This is a genomic window from Pseudomonas sp. REB1044 (assembly GCF_038813925.1).
In the GTDB taxonomy this organism is placed as follows: domain Bacteria; phylum Pseudomonadota; class Gammaproteobacteria; order Pseudomonadales; family Pseudomonadaceae; genus Aquipseudomonas; species Aquipseudomonas boreofloridensis.
Map to the genome: position 1 here is coordinate 854,579 of NZ_CP046139.1, position 17,730 is coordinate 872,308.

At 65.7% G+C, this 17,730-nt stretch carries 15 protein-coding genes; 7 read left to right on the forward strand and 8 right to left on the reverse strand.

The genetic code is table 11. The features are described from left to right. Positions 1-40: 40 nt before the first annotated feature. Complete coding sequence (locus tag GKC70_RS04005; protein ID WP_342650513.1) at positions 41-1,201, forward strand: MFS transporter; 1,161 nt, start codon at positions 41-43, stop codon at positions 1,199-1,201. Positions 1,202-1,204: 3 nt separating this feature from the next. On the opposite strand, the gene GKC70_RS04010 is transcribed toward GKC70_RS04005, so the two are convergent. The 3 genes from GKC70_RS04010 to GKC70_RS04020 all read right to left on the reverse strand — a co-directional run bounded on the left by GKC70_RS04010 (position 1,205) and on the right by GKC70_RS04020 (position 5,232). Next, the gene (locus GKC70_RS04010) at positions 1,205-3,676 is read right to left on the reverse strand and encodes a TonB-dependent siderophore receptor (RefSeq protein ID WP_342650514.1); all 2,472 of its coding nucleotides are present in this window, start codon (positions 3,674-3,676) and stop codon (positions 1,205-1,207) included. A gap of 97 nt (positions 3,677-3,773) precedes the next feature. Continuing rightward, on the reverse strand, positions 3,774-4,730 hold the full coding sequence (locus GKC70_RS04015) for a FecR domain-containing protein (protein WP_342650515.1): 957 nt from the start codon (positions 4,728-4,730) through the stop codon (positions 3,774-3,776). After that, the gene (locus GKC70_RS04020) at positions 4,717-5,232 is read right to left on the reverse strand and encodes a sigma-70 family RNA polymerase sigma factor (protein ID WP_342650516.1); all 516 of its coding nucleotides are present in this window, start codon (positions 5,230-5,232) and stop codon (positions 4,717-4,719) included. Before GKC70_RS04020 ends, GKC70_RS04015 begins: the two co-directional genes overlap by 14 nt. A gap of 182 nt (positions 5,233-5,414) precedes the next feature. Here GKC70_RS04020 and GKC70_RS04025 point away from each other — a divergent pair, with 182 nt between their 5' ends. From GKC70_RS04025 to GKC70_RS04040, 4 genes are all read left to right on the forward strand, one after another. After that, positions 5,415-6,041, forward strand: a complete 627-nt coding sequence (locus tag GKC70_RS04025; protein WP_342650517.1) for a DNA-3-methyladenine glycosylase — start codon at positions 5,415-5,417, stop codon at positions 6,039-6,041. A gap of 80 nt (positions 6,042-6,121) precedes the next feature. Further along, positions 6,122-7,183: a bifunctional DNA-binding transcriptional regulator/O6-methylguanine-DNA methyltransferase Ada gene (gene ada / locus GKC70_RS04030; protein ID WP_342650518.1), complete on the forward strand. Its 1,062-nt coding sequence runs from the start codon at positions 6,122-6,124 to the stop codon at positions 7,181-7,183. Between the two features lie 54 nt (positions 7,184-7,237). After that, positions 7,238-9,643 (forward strand): DUF3772 domain-containing protein, encoded by a 2,406-nt coding sequence (locus tag GKC70_RS04035; RefSeq protein ID WP_116889190.1) that lies wholly within the window; start codon positions 7,238-7,240, stop codon positions 9,641-9,643. Continuing rightward, positions 9,640-10,251 carry an SMI1/KNR4 family protein gene (locus GKC70_RS04040; RefSeq protein WP_342650519.1) on the forward strand — a complete coding sequence of 204 codons (612 nt, stop codon included), beginning with the start codon at positions 9,640-9,642 and terminating at the stop codon, positions 10,249-10,251. The genes GKC70_RS04035 and GKC70_RS04040 overlap by 4 nt, the downstream gene beginning before the upstream one ends. A 19-nt stretch (positions 10,252-10,270) precedes the next feature. On the opposite strand, the gene GKC70_RS04045 is transcribed toward GKC70_RS04040, so the two are convergent. Further along, positions 10,271-10,522 (reverse strand): hypothetical protein, encoded by a 252-nt coding sequence (locus GKC70_RS04045; protein WP_342650520.1) that lies wholly within the window; start codon positions 10,520-10,522, stop codon positions 10,271-10,273. A gap of 417 nt (positions 10,523-10,939) precedes the next feature. Between GKC70_RS04045 and GKC70_RS04050 the strand changes: the two genes are divergently transcribed. Continuing rightward, positions 10,940-11,236: a DUF1778 domain-containing protein gene (locus GKC70_RS04050; RefSeq protein ID WP_342650521.1), complete on the forward strand. Its 297-nt coding sequence runs from the start codon at positions 10,940-10,942 to the stop codon at positions 11,234-11,236. Between the two features lie 77 nt (positions 11,237-11,313). Here the strand turns inward: GKC70_RS04050 and GKC70_RS04055 are convergent, their stop codons facing one another. From GKC70_RS04055 to GKC70_RS04070, 4 genes are read right to left on the reverse strand one after another with little or no spacing between them, the layout of a single operon-like run. Beyond that, positions 11,314-13,248: an acetyl/propionyl/methylcrotonyl-CoA carboxylase subunit alpha gene (locus GKC70_RS04055; RefSeq protein WP_342650522.1), complete on the reverse strand. Its 1,935-nt coding sequence runs from the start codon at positions 13,246-13,248 to the stop codon at positions 11,314-11,316. Further along, positions 13,245-14,045 (reverse strand): gamma-carboxygeranoyl-CoA hydratase, encoded by an 801-nt coding sequence (locus GKC70_RS04060; RefSeq protein ID WP_342650523.1) that lies wholly within the window; start codon positions 14,043-14,045, stop codon positions 13,245-13,247. Before GKC70_RS04060 ends, GKC70_RS04055 begins: the two co-directional genes overlap by 4 nt. 43 nt (positions 14,046-14,088) lie before the next feature. Next, the gene (locus GKC70_RS04065) at positions 14,089-15,696 is read right to left on the reverse strand and encodes a carboxyl transferase domain-containing protein (protein WP_342650524.1); all 1,608 of its coding nucleotides are present in this window, start codon (positions 15,694-15,696) and stop codon (positions 14,089-14,091) included. Positions 15,697-15,744: 48 nt separating this feature from the next. Further along, positions 15,745-16,908 carry an isovaleryl-CoA dehydrogenase gene (locus tag GKC70_RS04070; protein ID WP_342650525.1) on the reverse strand — a complete coding sequence of 388 codons (1,164 nt, stop codon included), beginning with the start codon at positions 16,906-16,908 and terminating at the stop codon, positions 15,745-15,747. A 254-nt stretch (positions 16,909-17,162) separates the two neighbouring features. Between GKC70_RS04070 and GKC70_RS04075 the strand changes: the two genes are divergently transcribed. Further along, the gene (locus GKC70_RS04075; RefSeq protein ID WP_342650526.1) at positions 17,163-17,570 is read left to right on the forward strand and encodes a MerR family DNA-binding transcriptional regulator; all 408 of its coding nucleotides are present in this window, start codon (positions 17,163-17,165) and stop codon (positions 17,568-17,570) included. Positions 17,571-17,730 lie beyond the last annotated feature (160 nt).

Sequence of the window (17,730 nt, forward strand, 5' to 3'; positions counted from 1 at the left end):
CGCCTGCGTTTGTCGATCCTTCGGTGGGGTGGAAAAGTACATGAACATGCGTTTGCTGGCGGGCCTGTTGTTCGCCGTGTCGGTGGTGGGCTTCAGCCTGGGGGCCAGCCTGCCGCTGGTGTCGTTGCGTCTGCACCAGGCCGGGGCGGGCACCCTGGAAATCGGCATGGTCTCGGCGATTCCTGCCGCCGGGATGATGCTCTCGGCCTTCATGGTCGATGCCTGCTGTCGGCACTTCACCCGGCGCACCCTCTACCTGCTGTGCTTCAGCCTATGCGCCTTGAGCATCGGTTTGCTGGAATGGGCTTTCGACAGGCTCTGGCTGCTGGCGCTGCTGCGCCTGGCCTTGGGGATCGGCATGGGCATCGCCATCATTCTCGGCGAGTCGTGGGTCAATGCGCTGTGCGCGGAGCACAACCGCGGCAAGATCATGGCGCTGTACGCCACCAGTTTCACCGGCTTTCAGGTGCTCGGCCCGGCGCTGCTGGCGTTGTTCGGGCCGAACAGCCCATGGATCACCGCCGTGGTCACCGCCGGTTACGGCCTGGCCCTGCTGTGCATTGTGTTCAGCGTGCCGAACGACTGCGTCGAGTATGACGAGCAGGACGCACGCAGCTTCACCCTGGCGGGCTTCTTCCGCGTCGCACCGGCACTGTGCGTAGCGGTGCTGTTTTTCTCGTTCTTCGACGCTGTGGTGCTCTCCTTGCTGCCGGTCTACGCCACCAGCCACGGCTTTGCCGTGGGCGTGGCGGCGTTGATGGTGACGGTGGTGTTCGCCGGCGACATGCTCTTCCAACTGCCACTGGGCTGGCTGGCCGATCGGGTCGAGCGTACCGGGCTGCACCTGCTGTGCGGCGTGGTGGCCATGGCCATCGGCATCGCCTTGCCCTGGCTGCTGAACCTGACGTGGCTGTTATGGCCGCTGCTGGTGCTGCTTGGCGCAGTGGCCGGCGGCATCTACACCCTGGCGCTGGTGCTGATCGGCCAGCGCTTCAAAGGACGCGACCTGGTCACCGCCAACGCCAGCGTCGGGCTGCTGTGGGGCGCCGGTAGCCTGGTCGGCCCGTTGCTCAGCGGGGCGGCGATGGATGTCGCGCCCCACGGCCTGCCCATGGCCCTGGCGCTGATGGCCGGGCTGTTCGTGTGCTTCGCCCGCCAGGCGTATCGGCAGGTGCAGCGGGTGTCAGTCCAGGCGGGCTAGGCCTCAGAAGCTGCCGCGCAGGGTGACCGATACGTTGCGTGGGTCACCCCAGTAGTAGCCAGTCGGCGTCGGCGCCACCTGACGGTAGTAGCGGCGGTCGAACAGGTTGTTGGCGTTGACCTGCAGCGAGTACTGATCGTTGAAGCGGTAGTTGACCATGGCGTTGTACACCGCGTAGCCCGACTGGCTGGCCACCGCGTTGCCGCTGCGGTTGTAGATGTCGCTCTGCGCCTGCACCCCACCGCCAACGGTCCACGCCTCCCATTCGCCTGGCAGGCGATAGCTGGTGAACAGGCGCAGCAGACGCTTGGGGTCGGTGGTGCGAATGGCGTTGCCGGTGTTGCCGGTGGTGTCCTTGAGGTATTCGGTGGTGTTGTAGGTGTAGCCGCCACTGACGTTCCAGCCCGGCAGCACTTCGCCGGAAATCTCCAGCTCGAAGCCCTGGCTGCGGTTCTTGCCGGCCGCCACCTTGCAGTAGCCGCTGGTGTAGTTCGGCGGGCAGGGGTTGGGGCCGCTGATGTCGTCCAGCGGGTTGCCGACCTGGTAGATACGGAAGAACGCCAGCGAGGTGTTCAGTCGGCCGTCGTAGAACTCGCCCTTGATGCCCGTCTCGTAGGCTTCGCCGGTGACCGGTGCGAGCACCGAGCCGCTGGCGTTGGTGGCAGTCTGCGGGTTGAAGATTTCGGTGTAGCTGGCGTAGGTGCTGAAGGTGTCGTTGAGGTCGTAGATCAGCGCGGCGTAGGGCACCACCTTGTTGTCGACGCTGAATGTGCCGTTGGAGCGGGTGTTGTTTTCCTGCTCGTAGTCATACCAGTTGCTGCGCGCGCCGATGATGGCAGTGAGTGGGTCGGCCAGGGAAATGCGCCAGGTGGCGTAGGCCCCTTCCTGGGTGGTGCGGGTGCGCACCGGGTGCGCGGTGATGTCGATCGGGGGATTGGCCAGGCTGCGCTTGGGGTCCCAGGTGCGGATGTCGAACAGCCCCGACTGCACGAAGTTGGTGGCCGAGGCGTAGGAATCGTTGCGAATGCGCTCGACCCCGACCATCAGTTCATGGGTGCGACCGAACAGGTCGAACGGCCCGTTGAGGGTGGCGCTGAGGTTGTTCTGCAGGCTTTCGCCGCCATCGCCCTCGGTGACCTGGTAGCGCATCAGGTAGGGGTTGTTGGTGGGATTGGCGGTGCCGGTGGCGCGGGTGAAGTAGGTCTGCTTGAAGCCGTCGTCGGCCAGTTGGAAATGGGTGCGCTGGGCCATCAGCTTGAGCGTCCAGTCGTTGTCGAAGCGGTGTTCGAGTTCGGCGAAGCTTTGCAGGTTGCTGCGGTTCCAGCGGTTCCAGTCGGCGCCCAGGTAGGTGCTGCGGCCCAGCGGCAGGGGCGAGCCGTCGTAGTCGGCCGGCAGGTTGCCCCAGGCCCCGGTGGCATCGAGCTGGGTCCATTCAAGACCGGTGGTCAGGGTGGTGCTGTCGCTGAGGTCGAAGGCCAGCGCGCCATACAGCACGTCCTTGCGCTCCTGGCGCGAGCGCTGGAAGTGGTCCTTGTCGTCGTGCACGGCGATGATCCGGCCGCGCACGTTGCCGGTGTCGGTCAGCGGGCCGGAGACGTCTGCCACATAGCGTTGGGCGTTCCAGGTGCCGAGGGTGATACTGCCGCTGCCCTGGTAGTCGTAGGTCGGCCGCTTGCGCACCAGGTTCACCGTGCCCGACGGGTTGCCCGAGCCGCGCAGCATGCCGGTGGCCCCGCGCAGGATCTCGGCACGGTCGATGATCGCGGCATCGCTCTGGATGAAAGAGCCGCCGCCGCTGCTCTGCACCACGGTGGCGCCGTCGTACTGGATGGCGTCGATGGAGTAGCCGCGCGAGTAGTACTGCACCCGCTCGCTGTCGGTGAGGTTGACCACCACGCCGGGCGTCTGCTCCAGCAGGTTGGTCAGGTTGGTGATCTGCTGGTCGTCGATGCGCTGGCGGGTGACCACGGTGACCGACTGCGGTGTGCGGCGGATGCTCTGCGGGGTCTTGCCGATGGTCACCGCACCGGTGGTGTAGGAGCCGGTGTGTTCGGTGGTTTCGCCCAGCAGGTCGCTGGAGATGCTGGTGGCGCCCAACTGCAGGGCATCGCCGACGTCCAGCGCCGGCATCAGGATGAAGCTGTTCGCGCTTTGCTGCTGGGCCTGCACCTCGCTGCCCTGCAACAGGATCGACAGGGCCTGGGCGCTGTCATGGCGGCCCTGCACGCCGCCGGTGGTCTTGCCCGCGAGGCTGGCGGCATCGAACGAGAGGTTCAGCCCGCCCTGGCGCGCCAGTTGTTCCAGCGCTGCGGCCAAGGGTCCCGGAGCAATGTTCCATGAAAGCTGCTGACGTTGGTCGGCCGGCGCGGCCACGGCTTTGACACAAAGGGCGCTGCCGGCCAGGCCCAGGCCGAAGGCGGCGGCGTGGATGGCACGGCGCAGTCCAGTGGAGGAGGGAGAACACGGGCGAATCATGGAGCGCTCCTGAAGGTGGGGTGAGCCACGTATGGGCTTGATTCCTTCAGGCCGGACGAGAATGAGATTCCACCTCATTTATTTTTGGCCAGGTGTGTCACACGTTACGGATCGCCACCCAATACCGCGTCCGATAATCGACACGCACCGGCAGCGTGTGGGCGATCAGATACAGAATCTGATCGGTGTCGGCCAACTGATAGGTGCCCGACACCTCGAGCCCGGCCACCTGCGGGGCGCAGCGGATAAACCCTGGTCGATAGCGTGACAACTCCGTCACGAAGGCACCGAGCGGCATCTTCTGCACGCTCAACACGCCCTCGGTCCAGCCCCACGGATCACGCTGCAAGTGGGCCGCCTCGACCCCGCCTGCAGGACCGACGTTCAGCACTTCACCCGGCCCCACGCGCCGCGACTGAGCGGACGCCGGGAACAGCTGCACCTCGCCGCTGCGCACGGCCAGCAGCAGGCCGGCGTCATGCTCGCGCAGCAGGAGATGGCCGTCGCGGGTGTTCAGTTCGCCGACCGACGTCTGAATATGGAAGGGGCGCTTATCGTCGGCCTGGCTGGCCAGGCTGACCTCACCCCGGATCAGCGTCAGCAACCGTTGGTTGGCGCTGTAGCGCAGGTCGATGGCGCTGGCGGTATTGAGTTGCAGGCGGCTGCCGTCGCTGCCCCGCAGGTCGCGGCGCTCGCCAGTGGCGGTGCGGCTGTCGGCCATCAGCGCGGGCAGGCCCAACGGCTCGCGCAGGCCCCAGGCCGCGCCCGTGCACACCGCCAGGCCCGCCAGCAGCTTGAGCGTGTCGCGCCGGGCCAAGCGCTGGCGCTGGCTGTGGTCGAGGGTGCGCCGGCTCAGGGCCGAGGGCAGACCCGCCAATTCCTCACCCATGCGGCTGACCCGCTGCCAGGCCAGGGCGTTGAGCGGATGACGCTGCAGCCAGTCCTGGAACTGCCGTTCAAGCCGTGCATTCGGCTCGTCGAAGCGCAGCTTGACCAGCCAGGCAATGGCCTCGTCCACCTGCGCCTGGGCTGGTGACTGCTCAGTGTTCGGCATAGTGCACCCGGTAGCAGGCGGCCAAGGCCTTGGCCAGGTCGCGTTCGACGGTGGCCCTCGACACCTTCAGGTGTGCGGCGATCCGGGCGATGCTCAGACCGTCGAGCTGGGCTAGCAAAAAGGCCTCCCGCGTGCGCGGCTTGAGCTGATGCAGGGCGCGATCCAGGCGCTCGAGGGTGTCGAGGATCACCAGACGGTGTTCCTCGCTCGGCGCCTCGCCTTCCGGCACGCCGGCCACACTTTGCTGATAGGCACGCTCCAGGGCGCGGCGGCGGTACTGGTCGATCATCAGGCCGCGGGCGACGCTGCTCAGATAAGCGCGCGGTTCCTTGAGCGGCGAAACATTGCGCGCACGCAGCAGGCGCACGAAGGTGTCCTGGGCCAGGTCGGCGGCATGCTCCCGACAGCCGACCCGCGCCCGCAGCCAGCCACGCAGCCAGGCGTTGTGGGTCTGGTAGAGCTGATCGATGTCGGCAGGCGCGAGCGTGTCGTTGAGCGGCATCAGACGGCGGTCCTGGAGGGAAAGAGGGTGGAAGTACGATTGTTAATGGTTCTCAATTCTAGGCGCGTGACGATCTGCCAGCAATGGCGCAGTGCGAATTCGCTGCGCAGGATTCGGCGATACGCTGAGCCGCGCGTGGTCTACCCTGTGGGCTTCGTCCCTGCGCCACCGGTAGCCGCCCTATGATCCACGCCGACCTTTCGCCCCAGGCTTTCGAGCAGGCCCGCGCGTGTCTCAGCGACCTGGACCCGGACTGGGCTCGGCTCGTTGCCCGCGTCGGCCCCTGCCTGCACCGCGCCAAACCCGCACGGGAACCCTTCGAGGCGTTGGTGCGCGCGGTGGCCTACCAGCAATTGCACGCCCGGGCCGCCGAGGCGATTCTCGGTCGGCTGCTGGCGCTGTACCCGAATCAACGCTTCCCCGCGCCCGAGCAACTGCTCGCGGTCGATCCGCAGGTACTGCGCGATTGCGGGCTCTCGGCGCGCAAGCTGGCGACCATCCTGGGCATCGCCCAGGCCCGCCTGGACGGGCAAGTACCGACTTTGCAGGAGGCGCGGACGATGGCCGACGCTGCGCTGGTCGAGCGCCTGGTGAGCCTGCACGGTGTCGGCCGCTGGACCGTGGAAATGCTGCTGATCTACAGCCTTGAGCGCTCGGACATCCTGCCGGTGGATGACTTCGGCATACGCGAGGGGTACCGTCGCCTGAAGGGGCTGGAGCGCGCGCCGACGCCTGCGCAGATGCGCGTGTTGGGCGAGCCGTGGCGTCCGTATCGAACCGTGGCAGCCTGGTATCTCTGGCGTGCCTGACAATAACCGAGCAAGAAGCGGAGTGCTCGCCTGAGCGGCGCCTGTCACCGTTGCAGCCAATTCCGTCAGAGGCGTCGATCATGTCTGTCATTCCCTACTGCACCGATGCTCAGCGCTGGCAGGCCGTACAGACCCGTGACCCTGCCGCGCGTGGCCACTTCGTGTATGCCGTGCGCAGCACCGGCATCCATTGCCATCCCGGTTGTCCCTCGCGCCTGGCCAAGCGCGAAAATATCGAGTTCTTCAGCGACACCGTCGCCGCCCAGGCGGCGGGCTACCGGCCTTGCAAGCGCTGCACGGCCAAGAGCGGCGAACCCGAGACCCGACGCGCTACGCTGGTGGCTCGGGCCTGCCGCCTGATCGAGTCCAGCGACAGCGCCGTGCCACTCGCGCAGTTGGCTGGGCAACTGGCGGTCAGTCCCTTTCATCTGCATCGCCTGTTCAAGGCTGAAACCGGCCTCACGCCCAAGGCGTACGCCACGGCGTTTCGGGCCAGGCGACTGCGCGATGGGTTGGAGCAAGCGGGCAGCATCACCGAGGCGATCTTCGAGGCCGGCTTCAATTCCAACAGCCGGTTCTACGCCGACGCCGACCAGCGCCTGGGCATGCGCGCCCGTGACTACCGGGCCGGTGGCGCCGGAGCGTGCATTCGCTTCGCGCTGGGCCAGTGTTTTCTGGGGGCGATCCTGGTGGCGCAGAGCGAGCGGGGCATTTGCGCCATCGCGCTGGGCGATGACCCGCAGGTGCTGCTCGAACACTTGCAGGATCAGTTTCCCAAGGCCGAACTGATCGGTGGCGACAGCGCGTTCGAGCGTCTGGTGGCCGAGGTGGTGGGCTTCGTCGAACAGCCGTCGCTGGGCTTGCGCCTGCCCTTGGACGTACAGGGCACGGCCTTCCAGGAGCGGGTCTGGCAAGCCCTGCGCGAGGTGCCGGCCGGCACGCAGGTGAGCTACAGCGATATCGCCGAGCGCATCGGCGCGCCCAAGGCGGTGCGTGCGGTCGCCCTGGCCTGTGCGGCCAATCGCATCGCCGTGGCCATTCCCTGTCATCGGGTGGTGCGCCGCGATGGCGATCTGAGCGGCTATCGCTGGGGCGTGGCGCGCAAACGTGCACTGCTGAAACGAGAAACGGTGCTCACCTGAGCGCGGAGGCAGCGTAGAATTCTTCGCCTATCGATTTGCATAGAGGGGAAGTCGATGAGGCATGTCAGCCTTGAGCGTTTTTATGCAGTGATCTTGGCTTTGTTGTTGTGCGTAGCGACGCCGGCCTGGTCGGCACCCGGCGATGCCCCGGCGAGCCTGGCGGCCGCCGAGCAGCAGACCCTGGACGAACACGCCAGCCTGCAGGATTTGAGCGATCGGCTCGACCAGATCCGCCAGGGCGTCACCACCAACGCCAACGACGATGTGCTGTCGCAACTGCGCCAGTCGGCCTTGCAGGTGCAGCGCCAGGCCGATGCCCTGGCCACCCAGCGCACCGCCGACGTCGCCCGTCTGGACGATCAGCTCAACGTACTCGGCCCGGTGCAGCCGGACGAGCCCGACAGCCTGACCCGCCAGCGCCAGCAACTGGACAAGCAGAAAAAGGCGCTGGTCGGCGAACAGACCGAGGCCACCCAACTGACCCAGTCGGCCCGCGACCTGTCCACGCAGATCGTCAACCTGCGCCGCAGCCTGTTCAACTCGCAGATCAGCAGCCGTGCGGCCAGCCCGCTGAGCCCGGCGTTCTGGTCGAGCTTCATTCGCCCCACCGATGAAGACGTGTCGCGCCTGCGCGACCTGCGCGGCGAAGCCGCCGATGCCGTGGCCACGGCGTTCAATGCCGAGCACCGCTGGTGGTTCATCACCTCGCTGGTGGCGGCGATTCTGGTCTGGACCCTGGTGCGCCGCGTGCTCGAACGGCTGTTGGCCGACGCCATGATCCGCTGGCTCCCCGAAGGCCGGTTGCGTCGCAGTGCCCTGGCCCTGAGCGTGGCCCTGGCCACCTTGGCGACCATTTCCGGGTCGGTGTCGCTGCTGCGCTGGGGCCTGGAAAGCAGCGCCGAGCTGGGCGCGGACCTGGCCAGCCTGACCAACCATATCCTCACCCTGGTGGTGTTCAGCGCCTTCATCTCCGGCCTGGGCCGCGCCATGCTGATGCTGCAACGGCCGTCGTGGCGCTTGCCGCCGATCCCCGACGAGGTGGCCGAAGCGCTGGCCTGGTTCCCGCAAGTGCTGGCCCTGACCCTGGTGCTGCTGCTGACCCAGGAGCGCATCAACAGCGTGATCGGCACCAGCCTGGCGCTGACCCTGGCCACCAACGGCCTGACCGCGCTGGTGGTGTCGCTGCTGTTCGTCGCGGCGCTGGTGCGCTACCGCCGCACCCGACGCCAGCACGGCCTGGAGCGCCCCGCCGGCCTGGCCGGGCTGATTCCGTTCGTGGTGGTGCTGTGGGTCATTGCGATTCTGGCGTCTCTGCTCGCCGGCTACCTGACCCTGGCCTACTTCCTCACCGCCAAGCTGCTGTGGATCAGCGTGGTGGCGGTGTGCGCCTACCTGCTGGTCACGGTGTTCGGCGACCTCTGCGAAACCCTGTTGTCGCCACGTCAACCCGGCGGCGCGGCCCTGGCCTCGGCGCTGGGCCTGCAGCACCGCCATCAGGCCCAGGCCAGTACCTTGCTGGGCGGGCTGGGGCGCACGGTGATGCTGTTCATCGCCGCACTGCTGGCGTTCATGCCCTCGGGCACCAGCCCCAGCGAGCTGCTGCTGAGCCTGGCCGACTGGGACGGCAGCGGCGGCAAGCTGCTGGGCAATTTGAACATCGTGCCCCAGGACATCTTCCTGGCCCTGGCGATCTTCCTCGGCGGCCTGTTCGCCTTGCGCGTGCTCAAGCGCTGGCTGAGCGAGCGGCTGCTGCCGGAAACCGACATGGACGCCGGCATGCGCGCCTCGCTGGTGACCCTGGTCGGTTACCTGGGCTTCCTGTTCCTGGCCATGCTGGTGATGTCGACCCTGCACATCAACCTGACCAGCCTCACCTGGGTGGTCAGTGCGCTGTCGGTGGGTATCGGTTTCGGCCTGCAACAGATCGTGCAGAACTTCATCTCCGGCTTGATCCTGCTCACCGAGCGACCGGTGAAGGTCGGCGACTGGGTCAGCCTGGCCGGCGTCGAGGGCGATATCCGGCGCATCAATGTGCGCGCCACCGAGATCCAGATGTCCGATCGCTCGACGGTGATCGTGCCCAACTCGCAGTTCATTTCCCAGAACGTGCGCAACGTCACCATGGCCAACGCCCTGGGTGTGGTCGGCGTGACCCTGACCCTGCCGCTGGACACCGATGCCGGGCGGGTGCGCGAGTTGCTGCTGCAAGCGTTCAAGGAACATGAAGGCATTCTCGATGCCCCGGCGCCGTCGGTGACCTTCAAGGATTTGACCGCCAGCGGCATGCTGATCAGCGCCAGCGGCTACGTGGCCAGCCCCCGCCAGGTGGGGGGCGCGCGCAGCGACCTGCTGTTCACCATTCTCGGCCGCCTGCGCGATGAAGGCATTGCGCTGTCTTCGCCGCAGAGTATGGTGCTGCTGCAAGATGCCCAAAAGCCTTCTGAGGAACCGACGACATGACGCTCGACGCCCATCAGCACAGCCTGACCCTGGCCACCGATTACCTGGCCGAAGTGCGCAAGCGCCTGGGCGAAGACGAAGCCGAGCAGTTCGCCCGCGCCCATGGCGCTTCGCCTGAAGAGCTGCAGCGCCTGGTGCAACGCTACCCACAGTGCCCGCCGGCGCTGATCGGCTTGCTGCAGCAGGTGGACGGCACCCATTGGCGCGAATATCCGGGCGGCGAAATCGCCGTACCGATCCTCGGTTCCGATGTGGTGGAGTACCCGTACTACCTGCGCTCGGTGGCGCAGATCCTCGAGGACAGCGAGGCCGCGCCGACCAGCATCGCGCAGATCTATGAGGAATATCTGGACGAAGACCCCGAGTTGCTCGGGGCCGGCATCGATGCTCATGCGCCGCTCAATCGACGGTTGTGCTTCGCCTACTGCATCAACAATGGCGGCACCTCGCAGTTGTACGTCGACTTCGACCCGGCACCGGGCGGGGTGTCGGGGCAGGTGGTGCGCTACCTGCACGACCCTGACAGCTACAAGGTGATCGCCTCTGACTTCAACGCTTACCTGCATACGCTGCACGAGGCCGAGTTCGACTTCATCTTCGAGGACTGAGCGACGCTAAGCGCCGTGCTCAACCGCTGCGGTCGGCGAGTGCATGCTCGGCCAACTGTCGGCCCAATTGCGCGCTTTGTGCGGCATTGAGCAACATCGCCGTGCCTGCTGCGCCCGCGTTGGCGCAGCAGAATTCGTCGAGGGTGTCCTCGATACCGCGCAGCAGTTGGACGAGATGGACGAGGGCGTCCGGGATCGGCAGGTTGGGTTTGAGGGTGAAGAGGGGATGTGGCCGAGTGGTGTCAGGAGGATCGGGGACGCTCTTTTTCATGGCTTTATTCCGAGTTCGTCTCTAGAACCTGCCAGATGTTTTCCTCTCACAGAATCAGGTGGCAGCCGTACGCGGGGTGAGAGACCGGCGAACATCGGAATTCCGGCCAGGCCGAAGCCTGCCCGCGAACGGCTGCCATAACGCTGGCACGATGTATCGCCGGGCTCTCACACCCGGTCGCCAAATGACGACCTGGGGAAATTAGCCCTGCTTGCCATGCCCAACAACAGCGACGCTTCTGGAGCGGGCGTAGGATAGTTCCCAAGTAGTGGCACATGAAGATCCGCCTGAAGGCTTCAGAAAATTCCCACGCTTTCTATCGGTCACGCTTTTGGCTGTGCGGCTACAAATCTGCGTTACGCGGTTGTACCTTCCGTTGCGGCGTCCAACACGCCATTCAGGTATCAGGAGCTCTCCATGAGTGAACTGCGCAGCAAGGATCGAAGCAAATCCGTGGCGTTGAACATGCGAGTCACTGAGCATCGCCGCGCTCTTATCGATGCTGCCATTGAGATCGTGGGCGGAGATCGCACCACGTTCGTGCTCGACGCAGCGTGCAAGCGTGCCGAGCAGGTACTTCTTGAGCAACGTCAGTTTTTGCTCGAGGGGCAAACGTTCGATCAGTTCTCCAAGGCATTGGAAGAGCATCCCATCAGGAGTAACGCCTGCGTGAATAAGTTGCTAGCAAGGCCCAAGCGTTGGGACTGTCGCTGAAATAGCGGCCTTTCGATGCTCGTTGAGCGAACACGAGCGCCAATCGGCCTCCACCCGGCGCACGGCAGTCTGAAGACTCAAGGCCCTTCCTCAAACTCGACCAGCACAGCCCCATCGGCCACCAACTCACCCGCGCTGCAAAACACCGCTTTCACCGTCCCGCTGTGCGGCGCGCGAATGCTGTGCTCCATCTTCATCGCTTCGAGCAACACCAGTGCCGCGCCGGCTTCGACCTGATCGCCCGGGGCCACTAGCACCTGTACAACGCTGCCATTCATGGGCGCGCTCAGGCCGCCGGGGTGAGCGTGGCTGGCGCAGGCGGCGATGGGGTCGAAGTGGGTGATGGCGTGCAGCTCTCCCGCCCATTTCAGATACAGCGTGTCGCCCTGGCGAACGGCGGGGAGACGTTGACTCGGCTGGCCAGCCACCCGCAACTGCTCGCCCTGCAAGCGGTTCTGGCCATGGGCGCGCACGCGGCGCTCCACGCCCTGGCAGCTCAGGTGCAGTTGGATCTCGGCGCCGCCGCCGGACCGCCAGCCGGAGGTCGCCGTCCACGGTGAGTAGGCATCGTCGGCACGGCTGCGCAGTGGCTCGCTCTGGATGAAGGCATCGGCGGCGCAGTGCCAGAAGGCGTCTGGCAGGGCTACGGGCGCAGGCAAGAGCTGCGCCTGATGCCTGGGGATGAACCCGGTGTCGAGCTCGGCACGGGCGAACGCTGGATGGCTGAGCACGCGCCTGAGGAACGCCAGGTTGGTCTTCACGCCGCCGACCAGGGTCTCATCGAGGATTGCCAGCAAGCGCAAGCGCGCCTCTTCACGGTTCTCGCCCCAAGCGATCAGTTTGCCCAGCATCGGGTCGTAGAACGGCGACACGCCGTCGCCCTGGGCCACGCCGCTGTCGATGCGCCGACCCGGCCCCTCGGCGGCCTCGCGGTACAGCGAAAGGGTGCCGGTGGCTGGCAGGAAATCGTGATCGGGGTCTTCGGCATACAGCCGCACCTCGATGGCATGGCCGCGCAGTGGCACCTGCGCCTGCTGCAAGGGCAGCGGCTCGCCACGGGCCACGCGAATCTGCCAGGCCACCAGGTCGAGGCCGGTGATCAGTTCGGTGACCGGATGCTCGACCTGCAGGCGGGTATTCATCTCCATGAAGAAAAAATCGCCGCTTTCGTCGAGCAGAAATTCCACCGTGCCCGCACCCACATAGCCGATGGCCTGCGCGGCCTTGACCGCCGCTTCGCCCATGGCGCGGCGCAGCTCGGCGGACAAGCCCGGTGCCGGGGCTTCTTCGACCACCTTCTGATGGCGGCGCTGGATCGAGCAATCGCGCTCGTTGAGGTACAGGCAGTGGCCGTGGCGGTCGGCGAACACCTGGATTTCCACGTGGCGCGGTTTGAGGACGTATTTCTCCACCAGCATGCGCGCGTCGCCGAACGACGATTGCGCCTCGCGCTGCGCGCTGGCCAAAGCGTCGGCCAGTTCGGCTTCGCGCTCGACCACTTTCATGCCCTTGCCACCACCGCCGGCCGCAGCCTTGAGCAGCACCGGATAGCCGATGCGCTGGGCCGCGGCGCGGAAGGTTTCCAGGTCTTGGGCCTCGCCGTGATAGCCCGGCACCAAGGGCACCCCGGCGCGCTCCATCAGCGCTTTGGCGGCCGATTTGCTGCCCATGGCTTCGATGGCCGAGGCGGGCGGACCGAGGAAGAGCAGCCCGGCGTGTTCGATGGCGCGGGCAAAGCCTGCGTTTTCCGAGAGAAAGCCGTAGCCGGGATGGATCGCCTGTGCGCCGCTGGCCTTGGCCGCGTCGATGATCCTGTCGATCAACAGGTAGCTCTCGGCCGGCTTGGCACCGCCCAGGTCCACCGCCAGATCGGCTTCACGCACATGCCGCGCGTCACGGTCGATGGCGCTATGGACCGCCACGGTACGGATACCCATGGCTTTGGCGGTGCGCATCACCCGGCAGGCGATTTCGCCTCGGTTGGCGATCAACAGCGTGTCGAGAAGGTTCATGGATGCGATTCCTGCCAGCTCGGTTGACGTTTTTCCAGGAAGGCATTCAAGCCCTCCTGACCTTCGGCACTGACCCGCAGTCCGGCGATGTCCGCTTCGGTGCGGGCGCGCAGATCGGCACTCAGGGCGCCGCTGCCGACGTCACGCAGCAGGCGCTTGCTGACGCGCATGGCCTGGGGGCTGTTCTGCAACAGTTGGGCGATCCAGCGATGGCACTGCGCGTCCAGCTCGTCGGCAGCGCAGGTGGCGGCGAGCAGGCCGAGCTCGCGCGCGCAGTGGCCGTCGAAACGTTCGGCGGTCAGGGCGTAGCGCCGCGTGGCGCGCTCGCCCAGCGCCTGCACGACGAAGGGGCTGATCACCGCCGGCGCCAGGCCGATACGCACTTCCGACAGGGCGAACAGGCTGTCGTGGGTGCCGATGGCCATGTCGCAGCAACTGACCAGGCCGACCGCGCCGCCAAAAGCCGCGCCTTGCACCACTGCCAGGGTCGGCATCGGCAACTCGGCGAGCCTGTACATCAGCTCGGCCAATTGGTGGGCGTCGCGCAGATTGGCGTCGTAGTCGAGCCCGGCTGCCTGCTGCATCCAGGCAAGGTCGGCGCCCGCGCAAAAGTGCTTGCCGCGCCCGCGCAGCAGCAGGAAGCGCAGCGAGGCGTCGGCTGCGATCAGGTCCAGCGCTTGGATCAGTTCGCCAATCATTTGGGCGTTGAACGCGTTGTGCTTGTCCGGGCGGTTCAGCCACAAGGTGGCGAATCCGCGTGGGTCGTGTTCCAGGTGCAGGGTGGTGAAGTCGGTCATGGTCAGGCCTGTCACGTGACGAAAGGAGGGCGCCCGAGGCGCCTCACATACGGAAGACGCCAAAGCGGGTCGGCTCGATCGGCGCATTGAGGCTGGCCGAGAGCGCCAGGGCGAGCACCTCGCGGGTCTGTGCCGGGTCGATCACGCCGTCATCCCAGAGCCGGGCGCTGGAGTAGAAGGCATGCGCCTGCTGCTCGTACTGCTCGACGATGGGTTGCTTGAGGCGCTGCTCGTCCTCGGCCGAGTAGTGCTCGCCGCTGCGCTCGGCCTGCTCGCGTTTGACCTGCACCAACACCCCGGCCGCCTGCTGGGCACCCATCACACCGATCTTGGCGTTGGGCCACATCCACAGGAAACGCGGGTCGTAGGCGCGTCCGCACATGCCGTAGTTCCCGGCGCCGAAGCTGCCGCCGATGATCACCGTGAACTTCGGCACCTGGGCGCAGGCCACCGCGGTGACCAGCTTGGCGCCGTGCTTGGCGATGCCGCCTTCTTCGTATTTCTTGCCGACCATGAAGCCGGTGATGTTCTGCAGGAACAGTAGCGGGATGCCACGCTGGCAGGCCAGTTCGACGAAATGGGCGCCTTTCTGCGCCGCCTCGGCGAAGAGGATGCCGTTGTTGGCCAGTATCGCCACCGGGTATCCCGCCAGTCGGGCGAAGCCGCACACCAAGGTGGTGCCGAACAGGGCCTTGAATTCATCGAACTGCGAGTCGTCGACCAGGCGCGCGATCACCTCGCGCACGTCGAAGGGCTGCTTGGGGTCCTTGGGAATCACCCCGTACAGCTCGTCGGCGGCATGGCGCGGTGCGATGGGGGCGTGTACATCGAGCTGGCCGAGCTTGCGCCAGTTCAGGTTGGCGACACAGCGTCGGGCCAGGGCCAGGGCGTGCTCGTCGTTTTCGGCATAGTGGTCGGCCACGCCGCTGGTCTTGCAGTGCACGTCGGCACCGCCCAGTTCTTCGGCGCTGACCACTTCCCCCGTGGCGGCTTTGACCAGCGGCGGGCCGGCGAGAAAGATGGTCGACTGCTGGCGCACCATGATGGTCTCGTCGCTCATGGCCGGCACATAGGCGCCGCCAGCAGTGCACGAGCCCATGACCACGGCGATCTGTGCGATGCCCAGGGCACTGAGGTGGGCCTGATTGAAGAAGATCCGCCCGAAATGCTCGCGGTCGGGGAACACCTCGTCCTGGCGCGGCAGGTTGGCGCCGCCGGAGTCCACCAGGTAGATACACGGCAAACGGTTCTCGCGGGCGATGGCCTGGGCGCGCAGGTGTTTTTTCACGGTCAGTGGGTAGTAGCTGCCGCCTTTCACCGTGGCGTCGTTGGCGACGATCATGCACTCCACGCCTTCGACGCGGCCGATGCCGGTGATCAGCCCGGCTGCAGCCACCTCTTCGCCATAGACCTCATGGGCGGCGAGCTGGCCGATCTCGAGGAACGGTGAGCCGGGATCGAGCAAGCGATCGATCCGCTCCCTGGGCAGCAGCTTGCCACGCGAGGCATGCCGCGCCTGGGCTTTCTCGCCACCGCCCTGGTGGATGCGGGCGAGCAGTCGATGCAGCTCGTCCAGTTGATCGAGCATGGCCGCGCGGTTGGCGGCGAAGTCGGGACTGCGAACGTTGATCTGGGACGTCAGGATAGCCATGTGAGCCTCGGTAGCGGTGCGCCAGTGATGCTTGAGCGTGCGGGGATTTCAACGGGTCTCGTTGAACAGCTCGCGACCGATCAACATGCGGCGGATTTCGCTGGTGCCGGCACCGATCTCGTAGAGCTTGGCATCGCGCAGCAGGCGCCCGGTGGGGAACTCGTTGATGTAGCCATTGCCGCCGAGGATCTGGATCGCTTCCAGGGCGATCTGCGTGGCGCGCTCGGCGGTGTAGAGGATCACCCCGGCGGCATCCTTGCGCGTGGTCTCGCCACGGTCGCAGGCCTGGGCGACGGCGTAGAGGTAGGCGCGGCTGGCATTGAGCTGGGTGTACATGTCGGCGATCTTGCCCTGGATGAGCTGGAACTCGCCGATGCTCTGGCCGAACTGCTTGCGGTCGTGGATGTACGGCACCACCACGTCCATCGCGGCCTGCATGATGCCGACCGGCCCACCGGAGAGCACCACGCGTTCGTAGTCCAGACCGCTCATCAGCACGCGCACGCCGCCATTCTCCTGGCCGAGGATGTTTTCCTCGGGCACCTCGACGTCGTCGAAGAACAGTTCGCAGGTGTTGGAGCCGCGCATGCCCAACTTGTCGAACTTCTGGCTGCGGGAGAAGCCTTTCCAGTCGCGCTCGACGATGAACGCGGTGATGCCATGGGCGCCCTTGTCCAGGTCGGTCTTGGCGTAGATCACGTAGGTGTTGGCATCCGGGCCATTGGTGATCCAGGTCTTGGAGCCATTGAGCACATAGCGCTCACCGCGCTTTTCGGCGCGCAGCTTCATGCTGACCACATCGGAACCGGCATTCGGCTCGCTCATGGCCAGGGCGCCGACGTGCTCGCCGCTGACCAGCTTGGGCAGGTAGCGGGCTTTCTGGTCGGCATTGCCGTTGCGCTTGATCTGGTTGACGCACAGGTTGGAGTGGGCGCCATAGGACAAGGCCACCGAAGCCGAACCGCGGCTGATTTCTTCCATGGCGATGACGTGCGCCAGGTAGCCCATGCCGGAGCCGCCGTATTGCTCGTCGACGGTGATGCCGAGCAGCCCCATGTCACCGAACTTGCGCCACAGGTCCGCAGGGAACTGGTTTTCAGCATCGATGGCGCTGGCGCGTGGCGCCAGTTCGGCGGCGACGAAGCTCTGCACTTGCTCGCGGAGCATGTCGAGGGTTTCGCCCAGGGCGAAGTTCAGGCTGGGGTAGGTCATGGCTCACCTTGATTATTGTTCGGATGAGGGAAGGATAGACGTCGTTCGATTTTCACCTTTACGTTAACGTAAAGGTGCGGTAGAAAAGTGTCAACAGGGCGATGTGCTTACCGCACCTCGGTGATTTGGGGGATTGGGTGATGGTGGCATCATGCGTTGACGTTAACGTAATGAGTTGCTAGCGTCGGTCTACCGCTTTTGCGAGCCCAAGTCGCTGCGCCTGGAGCTCGTGCTCTTTCTTAAAAGGATTCACCGTGGCTGCCAAGACCTACAGCATTTCCGAGCTGGCACGCGAGCTGGACGTGACCACCCGGACCATTCGTTTCTACGAAGAGCAGGGCATGCTGGCGCCGAGTCGGCGTGGCCAGGAGCGCATCTACACCCCCAAGGACCGCGTCACCCTCAAGCTGATCATGCGCGGTAAACGCATCGGCTTTTCTCTCGCCGAATGCAAGGCGCTGATCGAGCTGTACGACCCGCAAGGTGACAACAGCAACCAGCTCACCAACATGCTGGGCAAGATCACCGAGCGGCGGATGCAACTCGATCAGCAGTTGTTGGACATTCAACAGATGCAGTTGGAGCTGGATATCGCCGAGGAGCGGTGTCGGGCTGCGTTGCAGGGTAAGAGCACGGGGCAGGAAGAGGATGTTTCAGGTTGAATCAGCGCCTTGTGCAGAAGGCTCGACGCCTTCCAGAGGTCGTTCGGAGAAAGCGATTTGCCTGAATGAAATTCCGATTGTTCAGCGCATATCAAAAGTTCTCCCATCATGACAAAGTGAATAAGGAAGTCCGGTCTCTGCCAGGGACAGACTGGAATAG